14 protein-coding genes and 3 tRNA genes (1 of these 17 cut by a window edge) are annotated in these 14,633 nt (G+C 61.0%); 12 read left to right on the top strand and 5 right to left on the bottom strand.

Annotated features, from left to right (window positions below):
* Positions 1 to 71: 71 nt before the first annotated feature.
* Together ACJ2A4_RS06755 and ACJ2A4_RS06750 are read left to right on the top strand one after the other, a co-directional pair.
* Entirely contained in the window at positions 72 to 1,307 is a 1,236-nt protein-coding gene (locus tag ACJ2A4_RS06755) for an allantoate amidohydrolase (RefSeq protein ID WP_408872237.1), read from the top strand.
* A complete protein-coding gene (locus tag ACJ2A4_RS06750) occupies positions 1,304 to 2,536 on the top strand; it encodes a pyridoxal-phosphate-dependent aminotransferase family protein (protein WP_408872236.1) in 1,233 nt (410 codons plus the stop codon). Before ACJ2A4_RS06755 ends, ACJ2A4_RS06750 begins: the two co-directional genes overlap by 4 nt.
* Positions 2,537 to 2,558: 22 nt before the next feature.
* On the opposite strand, the gene ACJ2A4_RS06745 is transcribed toward ACJ2A4_RS06750, so the two are convergent.
* Positions 2,559 to 2,747 (bottom strand): hypothetical protein, encoded by a 189-nt coding sequence (locus tag ACJ2A4_RS06745; protein WP_408874172.1) that lies wholly within the window; start codon positions 2,745 to 2,747, stop codon positions 2,559 to 2,561.
* A 156-nt stretch (positions 2,748 to 2,903) separates the two neighbouring features.
* Between ACJ2A4_RS06745 and ACJ2A4_RS06740 the strand changes: the two genes are divergently transcribed.
* The 5 genes from ACJ2A4_RS06740 (at position 2,904) to ACJ2A4_RS06720 (ending at position 8,012) form a co-directional block, all read left to right on the top strand.
* The gene (locus tag ACJ2A4_RS06740) at positions 2,904 to 3,830 is read left to right on the top strand and encodes a 2-hydroxyacid dehydrogenase (RefSeq protein ID WP_408872235.1); all 927 of its coding nucleotides are present in this window, start codon (positions 2,904 to 2,906) and stop codon (positions 3,828 to 3,830) included.
* Positions 3,831 to 3,909: 79 nt separating this feature from the next.
* Positions 3,910 to 3,985, top strand: a tRNA-Thr gene (locus ACJ2A4_RS06735).
* Positions 3,986 to 4,228: 243 nt separating this feature from the next.
* A complete protein-coding gene (locus tag ACJ2A4_RS06730) occupies positions 4,229 to 5,713 on the top strand; it encodes a paraquat-inducible protein A (protein ID WP_408872234.1) in 1,485 nt (494 codons plus the stop codon).
* Positions 5,652 to 7,391, top strand: a complete 1,740-nt coding sequence (locus tag ACJ2A4_RS06725) for an intermembrane transport protein PqiB (protein WP_408872233.1) — start codon at positions 5,652 to 5,654, stop codon at positions 7,389 to 7,391. The genes ACJ2A4_RS06730 and ACJ2A4_RS06725 overlap by 62 nt, the downstream gene beginning before the upstream one ends.
* Positions 7,392 to 7,394: 3 nt before the next feature.
* Positions 7,395 to 8,012, top strand: coding sequence for a membrane integrity-associated transporter subunit PqiC (locus ACJ2A4_RS06720; RefSeq protein WP_408872232.1), 618 nt, complete (start codon positions 7,395 to 7,397; stop codon positions 8,010 to 8,012).
* Between the two features lie 76 nt (positions 8,013 to 8,088).
* Here the strand turns inward: ACJ2A4_RS06720 and nusG are convergent, their stop codons facing one another.
* From nusG to ACJ2A4_RS06705, 3 genes are all read right to left on the bottom strand, one after another.
* Entirely contained in the window at positions 8,089 to 8,619 is a 531-nt protein-coding gene (gene nusG / locus ACJ2A4_RS06715) for a transcription termination/antitermination protein NusG (RefSeq protein ID WP_011252857.1), read from the bottom strand.
* A gap of 9 nt (positions 8,620 to 8,628) precedes the next feature.
* Positions 8,629 to 8,883 carry a preprotein translocase subunit SecE gene (gene secE / locus ACJ2A4_RS06710; protein ID WP_408872231.1) on the bottom strand — a complete coding sequence of 85 codons (255 nt, stop codon included), beginning with the start codon at positions 8,881 to 8,883 and terminating at the stop codon, positions 8,629 to 8,631.
* A gap of 62 nt (positions 8,884 to 8,945) precedes the next feature.
* Positions 8,946 to 9,022 (bottom strand) — tRNA-Trp (locus ACJ2A4_RS06705).
* Positions 9,023 to 9,193: 171 nt separating this feature from the next.
* Here ACJ2A4_RS06705 and ACJ2A4_RS06700 point away from each other — a divergent pair.
* Positions 9,194 to 9,267, top strand: a tRNA-Gly gene (locus ACJ2A4_RS06700).
* Positions 9,268 to 9,299: 32 nt separating this feature from the next.
* Here the strand turns inward: ACJ2A4_RS06700 and ACJ2A4_RS06695 are convergent.
* Positions 9,300 to 9,836 carry a hypothetical protein gene (locus tag ACJ2A4_RS06695; protein ID WP_408872230.1) on the bottom strand — a complete coding sequence of 179 codons (537 nt, stop codon included), beginning with the start codon at positions 9,834 to 9,836 and terminating at the stop codon, positions 9,300 to 9,302.
* 350 nt (positions 9,837 to 10,186) lie between these two features.
* Here ACJ2A4_RS06695 and atpH point away from each other — a divergent pair, with 350 nt between their 5' ends.
* The 4 genes in view from atpH to atpD are tightly spaced (at most 22 nt apart) and all read left to right on the top strand, a layout consistent with a single transcriptional unit that may run on beyond the window.
* Positions 10,187 to 10,759 (top strand): ATP synthase F1 subunit delta, encoded by a 573-nt coding sequence (gene atpH / locus ACJ2A4_RS06690; RefSeq protein WP_024717049.1) that lies wholly within the window; start codon positions 10,187 to 10,189, stop codon positions 10,757 to 10,759.
* Entirely contained in the window at positions 10,759 to 12,294 is a 1,536-nt protein-coding gene (gene atpA, locus ACJ2A4_RS06685; RefSeq protein WP_194259926.1) for a F0F1 ATP synthase subunit alpha, read from the top strand. Before atpH ends, atpA begins: the two co-directional genes overlap by 1 nt.
* Before the next feature lie 9 nt (positions 12,295 to 12,303).
* The gene (locus ACJ2A4_RS06680; protein ID WP_408872229.1) at positions 12,304 to 13,194 is read left to right on the top strand and encodes a F0F1 ATP synthase subunit gamma; all 891 of its coding nucleotides are present in this window, start codon (positions 12,304 to 12,306) and stop codon (positions 13,192 to 13,194) included.
* Positions 13,195 to 13,216: 22 nt separating this feature from the next.
* A protein-coding gene (gene atpD / locus ACJ2A4_RS06675; RefSeq protein ID WP_062446300.1) for a F0F1 ATP synthase subunit beta crosses the window boundary here: on the top strand, positions 13,217 to 14,633 show its 5' portion. The gene runs 47 nt beyond the window's last position; 1,417 of the gene's 1,464 nt are visible here — the first part of the coding sequence; it begins with the start codon at positions 13,217 to 13,219; the stop codon falls past the right edge of the window.

The raw sequence follows: 14,633 nt of genomic DNA, 5'->3' as shown, positions 1-14,633 counted from the left end.
AACTTGATCTGACTCCGTTATGAGAGCACAGTTCCACCCGTCTTGACACATCATCCCGGACAGGAGCCCCCATGACAGCCCACGGAGCCCGCGCCGTTGAGCGGTGCCGTATTCTCGCGGATGTCCCTTTCAGCGAGACACCGGGCAGTCTGTTCCGCTTCTGGCTTGGGCCTGCCTATCAACGCACGCTCACGCAGGTTGCGCAGTGGATGGAAGAGGCCGGTCTGACCACCCGTCTGGATGCGGCCGGGAGCCTGATCGGGCGCTATGAAGGCCTGACGCCCGGCGCCCCGGCACTGATGATCGGCTCCCATCTTGATACGGTCCGCAATGGCGGTGCCTTTGACGGAAATCTTGGGGTCATGCTGGGGATCGAGCTGGTCTCCGCCCTTAATGAAGAGGGCACGCGCCTGCCATTTGCCATCGAGGTCATGGGCTTCGGGGATGAGGAAGGCTCGCGCTTTGCTGCTCCCATGATCTGCTCCCGCGCCATGGCCGGGCTGATCGAGTCCGTGCCTGAAAACATGACGGATGCGTCCGGGATAACCATGGCCGATGCCATGATCCGTTACGGCCTCGATCCCGCCTGTCTGAGCGAAGCCGCCCGCCGCCCGGATGAGCTGCTCGCCTATATCGAACCCCATATCGAGCAGGGCCCGGCCATTGAAAGCGCGGATGGTGAGATCGGCGTCGTCACCGCCATCGCCGCCCAGACCCGTCAGCGTGTGACCGTCACTGGCCAGTCCGACCATGCGGGCACAACTCCCATGACCATGCGTCAGGATGCCCTGACGGCGGCTGCTGAAATGATTCTTGCGGTCGAACGCAATGGTGCGTCAGGGGGTGCCACGCAGGTCGCCACGGTGGGCCAGATCGACGTGACGCCGAACACGTCGAACGTTATCCCCGGTGAAGTCCGCTTCTCGCTCGACATGCGGGCCGAAACCAATGAGGCCCGTGATGCCATGGCAGAGGCGATCCGCACCGATCTGCGTGCCATCGCTGATCGTCGCGGTCTGGGCATTGCGTTCGATACTTCGCAATACCTGCCTGCCGCCGCCTGCGCGCCTGAACTGGTGGAAGGTCTGGCGCGGGCTGTCACAAGCGTCACCGGTCGCCCGGCCCAGCGCCTTCTGAGCGGTGCGGGGCATGACGCCATGGCCATGGTCGATCTGTGCCCAATGGGGATGCTGTTCATCCGCAGTCCCGGCGGCCTGAGCCACCATCCCGATGAAACCGTCCGCGTGGGAGACGTCGATCTCGCCCATCGCGCCCTGCTTGCCTTCGTCAAGGAGTTCCAGTCATGAGCCACCCCGCGACTTTTGCCCAGCTTGATCCGCCGTCCCGTCTGCTGATGGGCGCCGGGCCAACCAACGTCCACCCGCGTATCCTTCGCGCCATGTCCTATGACGTGATCGGCCAGATGGACCCGGAAATGACCGCCTATATGGATGAGGTCATGGCCCTGTACCGTGAGGTTTTCCGCACGAAGAACCACTGGACGCTGCTGGTGAACGGCTCGGCCCGTTCGGCCATTGAGGCTGCGCTGGTGTCGCTGGTCTCGCCGGGTATGAAGGTCGTCATTCCGCGCTTTGGCCGCTTCGGCCTGCTGCTGACGGAAATCGTCCATCGCTGCGGCGGCGTTCCCTGCACGGTGGACGTTGAATGGGGGCAGGTTGTCGATCCGGCCGCCATTGAAGCTGCCATCATCGAGCACAAGCCCGGTCTGGTCGCCTGTGTTCATGGTGACACCTCCACCACGACGGCCCAGCCGCTCGAAGAGATCGGCCGCATCTGCCGCAAGCATGACGTGCTGTTCTATGTGGATGCCACCGCCACGCTCGGCGGCATGACGTTCGAAACCGATGCCTGGAACATCGATGTCGCCACGGCCGGTCTGCAGAAATGCCTGAATGGCCCTCCGGGCTCGGCACCCATCACGCTGTCCGAGCGTGCCGTTGCCGCTATTCTCAAGCGTCGTGATGACGAAGCTGGCATTGCTACCGGCCAGCCGCAGGGCGATGGCCCGGTCATTCAGTCGAACTATTTCGATCTCGCGATGCTGATGAACTACTGGTCCCCGGCGCGGATGAACCATCATACCGAGGCCACGTCCATGCTCTACGCCGCCCGCGAAACGGCACGTCTGGTTGTGGAAGAAGGCGTGGAGGCCCGGGTTGCCCGTCATGTGCGGGCAGGGCGTGCCATGGTTGCTGGGCTGCGCGCCATGGGCCTGAAGGTTTACGGTGACGATGCAACGCGCATGAGCAATGTCACGGGCGTCTGGGTGCCGGAAGGTGTGGACAATGCCCGCATCCGCCAGCTCATGCGCGACGATTTCGGCATTGAGATCGTCTCGTCCTTCGGTCCGCTGACCGGCAAGATCTGGCGCATCGGGGCAATGGGCATCAATGCCCGCAAGGACAAAGTCCTGCTGACGCTCGCAGCCTTCGATTCCGTGCTGGCTGGTGAGGGTGTAAAACTCAACCGCGGCGCAGGCGTGGATGCTGCCCGCGCCGCTTGGGACGCGGCCTGATCAGACCTGCAGGGCCGGAAGCCTATTTCGAGGAATGGTTTTTCCGGCCCGATCCGCTCTTTTTCCCGCCGCCGTCTTCCTTGTTGACGGTAGCCCAGGCCCGGCGCTCGGTTTCCTTGTCGGAAACGCCACGCTTTTCGTAGCCTTCCTCGATATGCTCGGCCTGACGCTTCTGCTTGTCCGTATAGGCTGACTTGTCTCCACGAGGCATGATCCTGCCCTCCTGTATGAGATCCAGCCCCCTCTACGTCCGAACCCGGCGTGCGTTCCCGACAGTCGGCCATACACAAACAGGTGTGCGGGGTTGATCCGAACTCCCCGTGGCGCGAGCATCCCCGCACATCTTTCCGGCTGGAGAACACGCAGAATGTCGATCGTCTTCCATCATACGCCCGAACGCGCAAAGATCTGGAGCGAGAAATTCGCGAAGGCCCGTCCGGACATCCCGTTCCATATCTGGCCGGAAACCGGCCCGAAAGAGGATGTCCGCTATCTCGCGGCCTGGAAGACGCCGGACGATCTCGGCACGCTTTTTCCTAATCTCGAAGTCCTGTTCTCGCTGGGCGCGGGGATCGATCAGCTCAATCTCGCCAATGTGCCACCGGGCGTGAAGATCATCCGGATGGTGGAGAGCAGTCTGGTGGAGGGCATGATCGAATATGTCCTTTGGGCAGTTCTGTCCTTTCACCGGGACATGTTCCGCTATGGCCGCCAGCAGCGCGAACATGTCTGGGATGGCTCACATAACCGTCCGGCGAAACTCTATCGCGTCGGCCTCATGGGGATGGGAGAGCTAGGGAGCCCGGTTCTGGAGAAGCTCGTCTCCTTTGGCTACGAGTGCCGGGGCTGGAGCCGCAGTCGTCGCGAGGTTCCGGGTGTGAAGTCCTTTGCCGGGGCAGGGGAGCTGGATGCCTTTCTGGCGGAAACCGACATTCTGGTGTGCCTCGTTCCGCTGACGGACGCTACGCGCGGCATCCTCAATCGCAGCCTCTTTGGAAAACTGCCAAAAGGGGCCTGCCTCATTAACTGTGGCCGCGGCGGTCATCTGGTGCAGGACGATCTGATTCCCGCCCTCGACAGCGGCCAGCTTTCACAGGCCGTCCTCGACGTCGCCACACCCGAACCGCTGCCGCCCGAACATCCGTTCTGGGATCATCCGCGCATTTTCCTGACCCCGCATATCGCCAGCGCTGCTCAGTCGGACACGGCAGCCGAGGCCGTTCTAGCCAATCTGCGGCGCTATGAAGCCGGTGAGCCCATGACCGGTGTGATTGATACCGGACGCGGCTATTGAGGTATCGAAGCGGTTTTTGCATTTTCCGGCTTGCCAACCCCCAAGGGCTCGGTTAGAACGCGCCCACCTTGATGGGTGCGCCGGTGTAGCTCAGCTGGTAGAGCACGTCATTCGTAATGATGGGGTCGGGAGTTCGAATCTCTTCACCGGCACCATCAAGGTCTTCCGAAAATCCGGATCTGTCACCGCTGTGTCCACTATATCGGACACAGATAACGGTGTTTTCCTTCTAGGGTCCGGATCTTCACAATTTTTCAAAATATTGCGGATACAACCGGCTTCCTCTGGGCAATCCGCCTGTGATGGGACTACGATGGATGTCGATATCCCGATGCAGAGGGCTGCCCGACAAGGGCGGACTGTCAAAAGACGGCTCCCTGCGTTAGGTTAGGAGCCCGATGTCTGACCGTTTCCATAAACGACTGTGGCGCAACGCCGTCAGCTTTTCCCGCAGTCAGGAGCCCCATGCTTCCATCCACGCGGTGGAAGGCCTGCGTGAATGCCCGACCTGCGGCCTTTTCCAGCACGTCCCGCGCCTGAAACCCGGACATCTTGCCGAATGCCTGCGCTGCGGCTGCCAGCTGGCCCGCCGCCGCAGGACGTCCCTGATCGGCGCTCCGGCCGCTTTCTGCATTACGTCCGCCGCGCTTTACGCGACGCTCCTCATCAGTTCCCTCATGACGCTGAACGTCTATGGGCGGGAGAATACCGTCTCGCTGATGAGCGGTCCGATCGAGCTTGGCCATCAGGGCTATGGTATGATCGGTGTTCTCGTCGCACTGGTGACGATCCTTATGCCGGGCGTCATTATCGGTCTGATGGGCGCCATTCTCTACGGCACGTCACGGCCCCAGATGCCCGACTGGACCCCACGGCTGCTCACTTGGTACGACCGCCTGCGCGGCTGGTCGATGGTGGAAGTCTATGTCCTTGGCGTGCTTGTAGCCTACACCAAGCTCGTGGACCTTGCCCTCGTCATCCTGCAGCCCGGCGTCTATCTTCTGGGTGGTCTGATGCTGAGCATGGCCGCCGTGGACTCGACCTTTGATGCCGAGCGGATCTGGCGCAGCCGCGACATCAGCCCCACCCTGGACGATCACCAGGGCCATCTGCTGGATGTCGCCCATCTTGATGCCCGGAACGGTGTCATCCCGCCTGTGGAGCACATGCTCTCCTGCCATGCCTGCAATCTGGTGCTGGCTTTCGACCATGCTGTGCCGCAGGAAGAAGACATGGGTGACTGTCCTCGCTGTGGCCAGATCCTGCGCCGGCGCAAACCCCAGAGCCTGTCTTCGGCCACCTGCCTTCTGGTGGCCGGCGTCGTGTTTTACCTGCCGGCCAATCTTCTGCCGGTCATGACCTACACCAAGGTCGGACATGGCGCGCCCAGCACCATTACCAGTGGCGTCATCGAACTGTGGCAGGCCGGGATGATCCCGCTGTCCCTGCTGGTGCTCTTTGCCAGTATCACCGTGCCTGTCCTCAAGATCATCGCCCTGACGATCATGATCATCTCTACCCGGCTCAGATCTAGCTGGCAGCTGCGGCATCTGGCGAAGCTCTATCGCCTTGTCGTCATCATCGGTCGCTGGTCCATGATCGATGTTTTCATGATTTCCATCCTCGTTGCCGTCGTGCATTTCGGCTTTCTGGCCAATGTCACGGCCGATCCGGGGATGGTCTGCTTTGCGCTGGTGGTGATTTTGACCATTTTCGCCGCAGAGCTGTTTGATCCCCGCGGAATGTGGGATGCCGCCGGCCTGAATGGTGCGGTCGCCAGTCCCGCGACGGGCAACAGGGAGCCGGAGACCCCGTCTCCAGATGCCCCTGTCCCCCATCTGCCTTCTTCTGACCCTACTGACATGGAGCCTGGACGCGCGTGAGCGATTCCCGAAACAACCGGGGGAGCCAACGGTCTCGCCGAAGGAAGCCCCGGTGCGCCGCACCCGCTTCTCCCTCATTCTGCTGATTCCGGTGGTGGCCATTCTCATCGCCGGATGGCTGGCGTGGGAGCATTTCGCAACGCGTGGTCCCGTCATCACCATCACGTTCGAGACCGCAGACGGCCTCACTCCCGGTCAGACGCAGGTCAAGAACAAGGCCGTGACCCTGGGTACCGTGCAGGACATCACCCTGAGCGACGACATGAAACATGTCGACGTGACGGTCCAGATGAACGCCAACAGTTCCCATATCCTGACCGATCACACCCGGTTCTGGGTCGTGCGTCCGCGGATCAACGGCGCCAGCATTACCGGTCTCGATACGCTGTTCTCAGGCGCCTATATCGCTCTGGATCCCGGCACGGATGACGGCCACTACCAGAAAGCCTTCAAGGGCCTGGAATCGCCTCCCGGTGTCCGCTCGGACCAGCCGGGTGAGACATTCTGGCTGGTCTCTCCGTCGCTGGGCTCGCTCGGTCCGGGATCGCCGGTGTTCTTCCGCGACCTACAGGTGGGTGAGGTGCTCGGCTATACGATGCCGCAGGGCGGCAAGGGCCCCATCGTCATCCAGGCTTTCGTCAAGGAGCCGTATGACCATTACCTGCGCACGGACAGCCGTTTCTGGAACGTCTCCGGCGTTCAGGTGGGTCTCGGGGCCGGTGGTCTGAAAGTGCAGCTCAAATCGCTTCAGGCGCTGTTTTCGGGCGGTATTGCTTTCGGCCTGCCGGAGCGTCGCCGCAATATCGACCTGCCGGACGCGCCGGCCAATTCGGTTTTCAAGCTTTATGCCAGCGAGGCTGATGCCGATAACGCCCGCTACCACAAGCGCCTGCGTGTCGTGACCTACATCAACTCGTCCGTCAAAGGCCTTACGAGCGGCAGCCAGGTCACCATGTTCGGTCTGCAGATCGGCACGGTCAACGATGTTCGCCTCCTTCTTGAAGGCCCGACAAAGCTTCCCCGTGTCCGTGTGGATATAGAACTCGAACCCGAGCGTATGCTGTCCAACTGGGATGACCGGATCGAGAACAGCAAGGAGCCGCCCGTCGAGAAGTATCTTCAGGCCTTTGTTGCTGACGGAATGCGCGCCTCGGTCCAGAGCGCCAGTTTCCTGACCGGCGAATCCATGATCGCCCTGCAGTTCGTCAAGAATGCGCCTGCCACTACCCTGACCTATGAAGGTGACGTCGCAGTGCTGCCGAGCCAGGCCGGCGGAGTGGATGGCATTATGGAGTCTGTCTCCACCATCACCGACAAGATCGCAGCCATGCCGCTGACCGAAATCGGTGGTCATGTGAACGATCTTCTGGCGCATGCGGATGGCCGTCTGAACAGTCCTGAAGTCACGCAGTCCCTCGCGGCGCTACGCGATTCGCTTCAGAACCTGAGTAAACTGACGAAGAATGCTAACCAGAACCTGCCGGCGCTGATGAAGGGCCTGCAGGGCACGCTGATCAATGCCCAGTCGGTTCTGGGAGCTTATGGCGGCGATACGGATTTCCATCGCAGCCTTCAGAACATGATCACCCAGTTGACCCAGATGTCCCGCTCTTTGCGATTCCTCACGGATTATCTGGATCACCATCCTTCCGCTCTCATCACCGGCCGCAGGAACTGAGCCATGACACAGTCTTTGACGTCCCGCCTTCGTGTCCTGTCCCTGATGGGGGCTCTGGGTCTGACGGGCTTTCTTTCGGCCTGCAGCAGTGATCCGACGCTCTACACACTGGCGCCTCTGCCGGGCGTCTCCCAGGCGGGAGGGCCGGTCGTGGTCGAGGTTCGTACGCCCGTTGTCAGCGCCCGACTGGATCGCGATACGATCGTGAAGGCCAGTGAGGATTACCAGACGAAGCTGGCCTCTGGCAGCAGCTGGAGTGAAGCGCTGCCTGACATGCTCGGCCATACGCTGATGACCGATCTGGCCCAGCGTCTGCCGGGTACGACCGTATTTGCTCAGGGCGATGCGGTCACGACGACACCCACGGCCTATGTCGAACTGACCATTCGCAATTTCGAAGCCGATTCGGCAGGTCATGCCCTTGTGACCGGTATGCTGTCCGTCCATCCGGCTGGAAAGATGATCGGGCCCGTGGTGACCTCGTCCGTAGTCTGGCAGTCGGCGGATCCGGTGGCCTCCAGCACGTCAAAGCTGACCGCAGCGCTCAGTCAGGGTGTCGCGGCCATTGCCGATCAGGCGGCTGCAAAACTGCGCGTCCTGCCGCCTCCTGTGACGGACTGAAAGGCGCAGGCATACAAATAAAAAAGGCTCCCGAAGAGGGAGCCTTTTTTGTGGGTAATTCAGCGGTTGAAAAGCGTCAGAGCTTTTCGACCTGCGTGAAGTCCAGATCGACAGGTGTGGAGCGTCCGAAGATGGAGACGCTAACCTTGAGGCGCTGACGCTCGTCGTCGACGTCTTCGATCATGCCGGTGAAAGATGTGAACGGACCATCGGCCACGCGGACCTGCTCGCCGATCTCGAAGGACAGGCTGGAACGGGGGCGCTCAACGCCTTCCTGGGCCTGCTTCATGATCCGGTCGGCTTCGGCGGCCGTGATGGGGGTCGGACGGTTGCGGGTTCCGAGGAAGCCCGTGACCTTGGGGGTGTCCTTGACGAGATGCCAGGCTTCGTCCGTCAGTTCCATTTTGACGAGAACATAGCCCGGGAAGAACTTGCGCTCTGCATTGACCTTACGGCCGCGGCGCATTTCCGTCACATCTTCGGAAGGAACAAGAATCTGCTCGAAATGATCGGAAAGGCCTTTCTGTGCTGCCTGCTCCTGAATGTGACTCGCGATCTTTTTCTCGAATCCGGAATAGACATGCACAACGTACCAACGCTTCGCCATGGTGCGAACCTAGCCTCCAACGCCAAATAGTTCGCGGACGCCGAGGCCGATCACCTGGTCCACGATGAAGAAGAAGATGCAGGTCACGGTAACCATGACGAGCACGGCACCTGACGTGATCAGGGTGTTACGACGAGTTGGCCACGTGACGCGCTTGGCTTCGGCGCGGACATCACGAACGTATGCGACCAGGTTGAAGCCGGATCCGTTCTTTTGAGGCGCCGTTTTCCGCAACTCGTCTTTCGGGGTACTGACCGACACCATCGTCCTCGAATCAAGTGAAAAACCCGCTCCCGGTGTCGGGAAGGACATCCGGCGAGAAGGAGTGGCAGGGGTGGAGGGTCTCGAACTCTCAACCTCCGGTTTTGGAGACCGGCGCTCTAGCCAATTGAGCTACACCCCTATCATCGGACAGGACGTTTTTCAGGACGTCATGCCAGCGACAGTGGCCGCAAAAGAGAATGTTCGGGGACAAAAGTCAAGTGCCCCGAACATCTTTGTTGTGGAATTTCCATTTTGGCTTTTCCCCTCTTGCGGGCGCCAAAAAAAATGGAGTAAGGACTGCCTCACCTGAGCGGGCGTAGCATAGTGGTAATGCAGTAGCCTTCCAAGCTTCTGAGGAGGGTTCGATTCCCTTCGCCCGCTCCAGGCTTTCCTGAAAAAAATCTGATGCCCAGCCTTTATTGCCACTGACAGGGCACATGCGATGGCGTGGCTTCTCCAAACTGGAGAATCTGTAGTGCGACTGCGGCATCGCCAACATTGCCTGACAGATGGCCCTTCGGATCCGATCCGTGAGACGCGGGTGCCACATCTTCACTAAGCAGAATGTCGCCCGGATTCAGTTCCACGCTGGTCCCGTCCATCGCCTTGACGAAATAGATGCCGGAAAGCGGCACGATCCACTGAACCTGATGGTTTACATTCCATCCGCCTTTCCAGTGAGGCGGCTGAACGCGCATCGTCACGGTTGCCGGTCCGTCATGCGGATTGCTGAGCATGATCTTGTCACCGTCCGGCGCGATTGAGTCCTCATGGAATGTCGACATCTTGCATTTCGTCAGATGTGTGACGCCCTGAAGGTCGGTCCAGTTGTCCCAATAGGAAATGGTCGGGAAGGACGGCTTGTCCTCAACAGGGATGGCGCGGGCTGTTGTGAACAGGGCAGGGACGGACAGGGCGCCCAGCAGGAAAAAGAGGCGCGTCTGGATGGACATCGGGTCTCCATGGTTGGTTGCGGGGTTATCTGCGCATAGCATCGTAAGGATGTGATTAACGGGACAAAATCTCCCGAAAAATCACTGCAGAACCCCTGTCATGCCAGCCCGGGCGGGCAAAACGCAAACCCACGTCATGATCCCGGAGGGCTGAGCGGGCAATTTGCGTATCGTCTCGGTTGCGCAGGAACCGGACAGCGTGCTAGAGGCGGCGCCAAGTGGAGGACCGGGTTTCAGACGAATCCTGCGCAGGAACGTGTATGCCCGGTCCGGACAGTTTTGATGCAAGGAACCGGATAAGCCGGTTCCGGCCGCACTCTGCGGCGGATTTAGTGAGACGGAACACGCGTGTGACGGTGACACAGGTGCCGCAGGTTGGACATACAGGGGGCTTGGCCCAGCGCTATGCCCGTGCGCTTTATGACCTCGCTTCGGAGCAGGGAAATCTTTCCGACGTTCTGGGTGAAGTAAAGGCGCTGCGTGCCGCCATTGCCGAAAGCGACGATCTGCGGAAGTTCCTGGCTGATGCCCGGATGGACATCCGTCAGGGCCGGACGGTTTCGAACGTCCTGATGTCGAAGCTCGGTTTCGGCGATGTCCTGCGTCGTTTTGTCGGCGTCATTGCCGATAATCGCCGCCTGCCTGATCTTGCATCCATTCTGGACGGTGTCCTGGCGCTTGATTCCGCCCTGCGTGGTGAAGTCGTTGCCGAGGTCCGCTCCGCACAGCCTCTGACCGACACGCAGCGCAGCCAGCTTCAGGCCCGTCTGGCCGAAGCCGGTTACAGCCGCGTGTCCATGACCGAACGTACGGACGCCGCCCTGCTTGGCGGCATGACCGTGCGGATCGGTTCCACACTGTTTGATACTTCGATCGCCGGGCGCCTGACCCGCCTGCAGAACGCCATGAAGGGAGCCGCGTGATGGATATCCGTCCCGCTGAGATTTCGGACATCCTCAAGCAGCAGATCGCGTCGTTCGACCAGGTCGAGACCGTTTCCGAGACGGGCACGGTCCTGTCCATCGGCGACGGCATCGCCCGCGTCTACGGCCTGACGAACGTCATGGCCGGTGAAATGGTCGAGTTCGAAGGCACGGGCCTCAAGGGCATGGCGCTGAACCTCGAAGCCGACAATGTCGGTGTGGTTCTGTTCGGCGACGGCGACAGCATCCGCGAGGGCGATACCGTCCTGCGGACGAAGTCCGTGGTTGAAGTGCCGGTCGGCAAAGGCCTGCTGGGACGCGTTGTCGATGGTCTCGGCAACCCGATCGACGGCCGCGGCCCGCTGACGGATGTCGAATACCGTCGTGCCGAAGTAAAGGCTCCGGGCATCATGCCGCGCCAGTCGGTCAGCGAGCCGATGCAGACGGGCATCAAGGCCATCGATGCGCTCGTTCCCATCGGACGTGGCCAGCGCGAGCTGATCATCGGTGACCGTCAGACGGGCAAGACCGCCATCCTGATCGACACTATCGTCGCCCAGAAGCCGGTCAATGCCGCAGGCGATCCGAAGAAGTCCCTGTACTGCATCTATGTTGCCATCGGCCAGAAGCGGTCCACGGTCGCAAACCTGGTCCGTACACTGACCGAGCAGGGTGCGATGGAATACTCCATCGTTGTCGCCGCTACGGCGTCCGATGCGGCTCCGATGCAGTATCTTGCACCGTACACGGCCTGCGCCATGGGTGAGTATTTCCGCGACAACGGCATGCACGCTCTCGTCTGCTACGACGACCTGTCCAAGCAGGCTGTGGCCTACCGTCAGATGTCGCTGCTGCTGCGTCGTCCGCCGGCACGTGAAGCCTTCCCGGGTGACGTGTTCTACCTGCACTCCCGTCTGCTGGAGCGTGCGGCCAAGATGTCCGACGCCCATGGCGGCGGCTCCCTGACGGCCCTGCCGGTCATCGAGACGCAGGCTGGCGATACGGCAGCCTACATCCCGACCAACGTGATCTCCATCACCGACGGCCAGATCTTCCTTGAGACGGATCTGTTCTACAAGGGCATCCGCCCTGCCGTGAACGTCGGTGGTTCGGTATCCCGCGTGGGGTCCGCAGCCCAGATCAAGGCGATGAAGCAGGTTGCCGGCAAGATCAAGCTGGAGTTGGCCCAGTATCGTGAAATGGCTGCGTTCTCACAGTTCGCTTCCGATCTGGACGCAGCCACCCGCAAGCAGCTGGATCGTGGTGCCCGTCTGGTCGAGCTGCTCAAGCAGCCCGAGACGTCCCCGCTGCCGGTCGAAGAACAGGTTGTTGTTCTGTACGCCGGTACGCGCGGTTACGTTGATCCGATCGCCGTGGACAAGGTTGTGGCCTACGAAGCCGCTCTTTTGTCCGAGATGCGCGGTGCGGGCTCTGACATCCTGACGGCCATCCGCAATGACCGCCAGATCAAGCCGGAGACGGAAGGTAAGCTCAAGGAGCTGCTCGAAGCATTCGGCAAGCGCTTTTCGGCCTGAGGATAGCCCATGGCTTCGCTGAAGGAACTGCGGGGACGGATCACGGGCGTCAAATCGACGCGCAAGATCACGAACGCAATGAAAATGGTCGCAGCGTCCAAGCTGCGGCGCGCCCAGATGCAGGCCGAAGCGGCCCGTCCCTATGCCGACGCCATGCGTCGCATGATGGCGGAGCTGGCGACGGCGACCCGTGGTGAGGACGCAGCCAGTCTGCCGCGTCTTCTGGCGGGAACGGGCAAGGACCAGACCCATCTCGTGGTGGTGTTGACCTCCGACCGTGGCCTTGCCGGCGGCTTCAACGCCAATATCGTCCGCAGTGCCCGTCAGCTGGTCGACACGCTTGTCTCTGAAGGCAAGACGGTCCGCATCCTGCCGGTTGGCCGCAAGGGAGCAGACATCCTCGTGCGTCACTATCCGGAGATGATCACCGATCGTCTGGCTGGCAGTGATGGCAAGGATGTGGGTTTCGACAAGGCGACCGATATCGGAAGCCGGATTGCCACCATGCTGGAAGCGGGCGAGATCGACCGCTGCACGCTGGTCTATAACCGCTTCCTCAACGCCATGACGCAGGTTCCGGTCCAGGCGCCTCTGGTTCCGCTTTCGGTTCCCGAGAATGACAATGCCGCACCTGATGCCGATACGGCGCAGTACGAATTCGAGCCCGACGAGGCCACACTCCTGACGCAGCTTCTGCCGCGCAACCTGCAGGTCCAGATTTTCTCGGCCATGCTGGAAAGCGCTGCGGGCGAGCAGGGCGCGCGGATGACCGCGATGGACAATGCCAGCCGCAATGCGAGCAAGGCCATCGATCGTCTGTCGCAGAAGTACAACCGCACGCGTCAGGCCAACATCACCAACGATCTGATCGAAATCATCTCCGGCGCAGAAGCCGTTTGAGATCACGCAGGAGACGAATCCGATGTCCGAAACTCTTACCCCTTCTGCCGGAGCTGCCAACAACGTGGTCGGCCGTGTCACCCAGGTGCGTGGTCCGGTCGTGGACGTGCAGTTCGAAGGCGATCTTCCCTTCATCCTGAACGCCCTGCACGTCCAGAACGGCGATCACACGCTGGTTCTGGAAGTGGCTCAGGAAATCGGCGAGCGTCAGGTCCGCTGCATTGCCATGGACACGACCGACGGTCTGGTTCGCGGTACCGAAGTCCGTGATACGGGCAAGCAAATCATGGTGCCGGTTGGCCCGGCAACGCTTGGTCGTATCCTGAACGTCGTTGGCGAGCCCATCGATGAGCGTGGTCCGATCAGCAGCGAACTGCGCTTCCCGATCCATCGTCCGGCTCCGTCTTTCGAAGAGCAGGCTGCTGCCTCCGAGATCCTCGTGACCGGCATCAAGGTCGTCGATCTTCTCTGTCCATACCTCAAGGGCGGTAAGATCGGCCTGTTCGGCGGTGCTGGCGTCGGCAAGACGGTTATCATTCAGGAGCTCATCAACAACATCGCGAAGGCCCACGGTGGTGTGTCCGTTTTTGCAGGTGTCGGTGAGCGTACCCGTGAAGGTAACGACCTGTATTTCGAAATGCAGGACGCAGGCGTCATCAAGATTGCCGAAGACGGTTCGACCGAGGGTTCCAAGGTTGCGCTGGTCTACGGTCAGATGAACGAGCCGCCGGGAGCCCGTTCGCGCGTGGCTCTGACGGGTCTGTCGCTGGCGGAATACTTCCGTGACGAAGAAGGTCAGGACGTCCTGTTCTTCGTGGACAACATCTTCCGCTTCACGCAGGCTGGTTCCGAAGTCTCCGCACTTCTGGGTCGTATCCCCTCCGCAGTGGGCTACCAGCCGACGCTGGCCACCGAGATGGGTGCCCTGCAGGAGCGTATTACCTCCACGAAGAAGGGTTCGATCACGTCCGTTCAGGCCGTGTATGTCCCTGCTGACGATCTGACCGATCCGGCTCCGGCAGCAACCTTCGCGCATCTTGATGCCACGACGGTTCTGAACCGTTCGATCGCTGAAATGGGCATCTATCCGGCTGTTGATCCGCTGGATTCCACGTCCCGTTCGCTCGACCCGAAGATCGTTGGTGAAGAGCACTATCAGGTTGCCCGTCAGGTCCAGCAGACGCTCCAGACCTACAAGGGCCTGCAGGACATCATCGCGATTCTCGGCATGGACGAACTGTCCGAAGACGACAAGAAGATCGTTGGTCGCGCCCGCCGCATCCAGCGCTTCCTGTCCCAGCCGTTCCATGTGGCGGAAGTCTTCACGGGCGCCCCGGGCAAGCTGGTGTCGCTGGAAGATACGATCCGTTCCTTCAAGGCTGTGGTGGCTGGCGAGTACGATCACCTGCCGGAAGGCGCCTTCTACATGGTTGGTGATA

The sequence above is a fragment of the Gluconobacter roseus genome (assembly GCF_046058915.1).
GTDB lineage: Bacteria > Pseudomonadota > Alphaproteobacteria > Acetobacterales > Acetobacteraceae > Gluconobacter > Gluconobacter roseus_A.
Note: the sequence above shows the minus strand (reverse complement) of the source record. Positions and strands in the feature narration are given on the sequence as shown.

Excerpts from the sequence above, each read along its gene's own strand:
- secE (WP_408872231.1), bottom strand. The coding sequence starts at position 8,883 with ATGGTGTCGGTCAGTACCCCGAAAGACGAGTTGCGGAAAACGGCGCCT.
- ACJ2A4_RS06680 (WP_408872229.1), top strand. The coding sequence starts at position 12,304 with ATGGCTTCGCTGAAGGAACTGCGGGGACGGATCACGGGCGTCAAATCG.
- ACJ2A4_RS06745 (WP_408874172.1), bottom strand. The coding sequence starts at position 2,747 with ATGCCTCGTGGAGACAAGTCAGCCTATACGGACAAGCAGAAGCGTCAG.
- ACJ2A4_RS06730 (WP_408872234.1), top strand. The coding sequence starts at position 4,229 with ATGTCTGACCGTTTCCATAAACGACTGTGGCGCAACGCCGTCAGCTTT.
- nusG (WP_011252857.1), bottom strand. The coding sequence starts at position 8,619 with ATGGCGAAGCGTTGGTACGTTGTGCATGTCTATTCCGGATTCGAGAAA.
- ACJ2A4_RS06695 (WP_408872230.1), bottom strand. The coding sequence starts at position 9,836 with ATGTCCATCCAGACGCGCCTCTTTTTCCTGCTGGGCGCCCTGTCCGTC.
- ACJ2A4_RS06740 (WP_408872235.1), top strand. The coding sequence starts at position 2,904 with ATGTCGATCGTCTTCCATCATACGCCCGAACGCGCAAAGATCTGGAGC.
- ACJ2A4_RS06725 (WP_408872233.1), top strand. The coding sequence starts at position 5,652 with ATGCCCCTGTCCCCCATCTGCCTTCTTCTGACCCTACTGACATGGAGC.
- ACJ2A4_RS06755 (WP_408872237.1), top strand. The coding sequence starts at position 72 with ATGACAGCCCACGGAGCCCGCGCCGTTGAGCGGTGCCGTATTCTCGCG.
- atpA (WP_194259926.1), top strand. The coding sequence starts at position 10,759 with ATGGATATCCGTCCCGCTGAGATTTCGGACATCCTCAAGCAGCAGATC.
- ACJ2A4_RS06750 (WP_408872236.1), top strand. The coding sequence starts at position 1,304 with ATGAGCCACCCCGCGACTTTTGCCCAGCTTGATCCGCCGTCCCGTCTG.
- ACJ2A4_RS06720 (WP_408872232.1), top strand. The coding sequence starts at position 7,395 with ATGACACAGTCTTTGACGTCCCGCCTTCGTGTCCTGTCCCTGATGGGG.